The organism is Arthrobacter sp. I3 (assembly GCF_000520575.1).
GTDB lineage: Bacteria > Actinomycetota > Actinomycetes > Actinomycetales > Micrococcaceae > Arthrobacter > Arthrobacter humicola_A.
In genome coordinates this window covers 80,907-84,125 of sequence record NZ_KI914976.1, presented here as the reverse complement: position 1 = coordinate 84,125, position 3,219 = coordinate 80,907, and the positions used below count along the sequence as shown (strand labels likewise).

The window sequence follows — 3,219 nt, the reverse complement described above, 5'->3', positions numbered from 1 at the left end:
TGATCACCGAGATGCCTCACACCCTCGCCGCCCTGGAAACCGGGCAGCTCAACGAATGGCGCGCCACCCTGCTGGTCCGCGAAACCGCCTGCCTGACCCCGGCCGACCGGGCCGCCGTCGACGAGGAATTGGCGCCCAACGCCGGGACGTTCGCCGGGGCCGGTGACCGGACCCTGGCCGCCGCGGCCCGCACCGCCGCGTACCGGCGCGACCCCCGCTCCGTTACCCAGCGCGCCGCGCACGCCGCCACCGAGCGGCACGTCAGCCTCCGCCCGGCCCCGGACACCATGTGCCACCTCACCGCCCTGCTGCCCGTGACCGCCGGCGTCGCCGTCTACAAGGCGCTGAGCGGGCACGCCGACACCCTCCGCGCCGCCGGGGACCCGAGGGGCCGCGGGCAACTCATGGCCGATGCCCTGGTCGAACGCACCACCGGGACCCCCGGCGGGATCAGCGGGGTAGAGATCCAGCTCGTCATCACCGACCGCACCCTCTTCCAGGCCGGCGCCGAACCAGCCCGGCTCCCCGGTTACGGCACGGTCCCCGCCGGCTGGGCCCGGGAACGCATCGGCGCCGGGACGGACGCCAAGGACCGGGACTTCAAGACCTGGCTCCGCCTCTGGCTCCGGCGGCTCTACACCCACGAGCTCGTGGGGATGGACTCCCGGGCCCGGCTCTTCCCGCCCGGGCACCGCCGCTTCATCCAAACCAGAGACGACACCTGCCGAACCCCCTACTGCGACGCGCCCATCCGCCACATGGACCACATCATTCCCTGGCACACCGGCGGAGAAACAACCAGCACCAACGCCGCCGGCCTCTGCGAAGCCTGCAACCACACCAAAGAAACCCCCGGTTGGAAAGCCCGCCCCGCACCCGGTCCCCGCCACACGCTCAAGCTGACGACACCGACAGGCCACAGCTACCACTCCACCGCGCCGCCCCTGCCGGGGACACCGCTTCGCCCACCAGCCACATACCAGCCAGGCTCCGAGCCGGGTTCCCGCCAGCTTCACCTGATCCGGGTTCGGGCGAAGGCTCTCAAGAGCCGCAAACGCGCTGCCGTCGCGGCGGCCTAAGCGCGCTGAGGGCCGGACAAGACGCGAGCACCGCACAAACACGAGTGCCGCCGTCGAGTCTTACAACTCGACGGCGGCACGTCATTGCCAGGCACATCACTGGGCTCCGGCCCTCGGCCCGGGGAGACTCAGGTCTGGAACTCTACGACAACCGGGCGGGCAGCGTCTTGGGCTTGAAGGAAGGCCGGGTGGCCTCGTACGCGGTGATGTCGGGTTCGTGCTTCAGGGTCAGCCCGATGTCGTCCAGGCCCTCGAGGAGGCGCCACCGCGTGTAGTCGTCAATCTCGAACGGCGCCACAATGTTGCCGCACTGCACGGTCTTGGACACGAGGTCCACCGTCACCTCGGTGCCCGGGGCGTTTTCGAGTTCTTTCCAAATGAGCTCGATGTCATCCTGGGCGACTTCGGCGGCGAGCAGGCCCTGCTTGCCGGAGTTGCCCCGGAAGATGTCGGCAAAGCGGGAGGACAGGACCGTCTTGAAGCCGAAGTCCTTCAGCGCCCAGACGGCGTGCTCGCGGGAGGAACCGGTGCCAAAGTCGGGACCCGCCACCAGAACGGATCCTGCATTGAACGGCGCCTGGTTCAGGATGAAGGACGGGTCCTTACGCCACGCGGCGAAGAGCGCGTCCTCAAAGCCGGTGCGCGTGATGCGCTTGAGGTACACGGCGGGGATGATCTGGTCCGTGTCGACGTTGCTCTGGCGCAGCGGGACACCGATTCCGGTGTGAGTGGTGAACTTTTCCATGGCGGATCCTTCGGGACTGTGTGGATCGAAACTGTATGGATCGAGGCTGTGTGGAGCGAGGCTTCGGATCTGGGCGGGAAGTGCGCGGCGGAGACTACGCGGCGCCGACTCGGACCGCCGCGGACTCCGGAGCAGGGTCCAGATCCGACGGCGAACTCAGGGTGCCTCGGACCGCCGTCGCCGCAGCGACCACGGGCGAGACGAGGTGGGTGCGGCCGCCCTTGCCCTGGCGCCCCTCGAAGTTCCGGTTGGAAGTGGAGGCGCAGCGCTCCCCCACCTCCAGCTGGTCCGGGTTCATGCCCAGGCACATGGAGCAGCCGGCGAAGCGCCACTCGGCCCCGAAGTCCTTGAAGACCTTGTCCAGGCCCTCAGCCTCAGCCTCAAGCCGGACGCGGGCGGAGCCGGGCACCACCAGCATGCGCACGGCCGGGTCCTTGGTCCGGCCCCGGATGATGTCGGCGGCGGCCCGGAGGTCCTCCATCCGGGAGTTCGTGCAGGAGCCCAGGAACACCGTGTCCACCCGGATGTCCTTCATCGGGGTGCCGGCCTCAAGCCCCATGTACTGCAGGGCGCGTTCGGCGGCGGCCTTGGCGTTCTCATCGCCGAAGTCATCGGGCGAGGGCACCTTTGCGGACAGCGACACGCCCTGGCCCGGATTGGTTCCCCACGTCACGAACGGTTCCAGGGTGTCGGCGTCGAGGTCCACCTCGACGTCGAACGCTGCGTCGTCGTCGGTGTGCAGCGTGTTCCAGTATTCGACGGCGGCATCCCAGTCGGCGCCCTCGGGCGCATGCGGGCGGCCGTGCATGTAGTCGTACGTGGTCTGGTCCGGAGCCACCAGCCCGGCGCGGGCGCCGGCCTCGATGGACATGTTGCAGATGGTCATCCGGGCTTCCATGGACAGCGCACGGATGGCGGAGCCGCGGTATTCGAGCACGTAGCCCTGCCCGCCGCCGGTGCCGATCTTGGCGATGACGGCCAGGATGATGTCCTTGGCGCTCACGCCGGGGCGCAGCGTGCCCTCAACATTGATCGCCATGGTCTTGAACGGCTTCAGGGACAGCGTCTGGGTGGCCATGACGTGCTCCACCTCGGAGGTGCCGATGCCCATGGCGAGCGCTCCGAAGGCGCCGTGGGTTGAGGTGTGCGAGTCGCCGCAGACCACGGTCATGCCGGGCTGCGTGAGGCCCAGCTGGGGGCCCACCACGTGCACGATTCCCTGCTCGGCGTCGCCGAGGGAGTGCAGGCGGACGCCAAACTCCTGGCAGTTGTTGCGCAGGGTCTGGATCTGGGTCCGGCTGGTGAGATCGGCAATTGGCTTGTCGATATCCAGCGTGGGAGTGTTGTGGTCCTCGGTGGCGATGGTGAGGTCCGGCCGGCGCAGCTTGCGGCCGC

Annotated in this window: 3 protein-coding genes; 1 reads left to right on the top strand and 2 read right to left on the bottom strand. The window is 69.1% G+C overall.

Annotated elements, in window-relative coordinates:
- The coding region (locus Y706_RS27230; protein WP_043437107.1) for an HNH endonuclease at window positions 1-1,079 on the top strand (1,079 nt) is incomplete at its 5' end.
- Window positions 1,080-1,221: 142 nt separating this feature from the next.
- On the opposite strand, the gene leuD is transcribed toward Y706_RS27230, so the two are convergent.
- Both leuD and leuC read right to left on the bottom strand, forming a co-directional pair.
- Window positions 1,222-1,824: a 3-isopropylmalate dehydratase small subunit gene (gene leuD, locus Y706_RS0122425; protein WP_018773513.1), complete on the bottom strand. Its 603-nt coding sequence runs from the start codon at window positions 1,822-1,824 to the stop codon at window positions 1,222-1,224.
- Window positions 1,825-1,918: 94 nt separating this feature from the next.
- Window positions 1,919-3,219: 3-isopropylmalate dehydratase large subunit (gene leuC, locus Y706_RS27225; RefSeq protein WP_043437105.1), on the bottom strand; the 1,301-nt coding region annotated here is incomplete at its 5' end.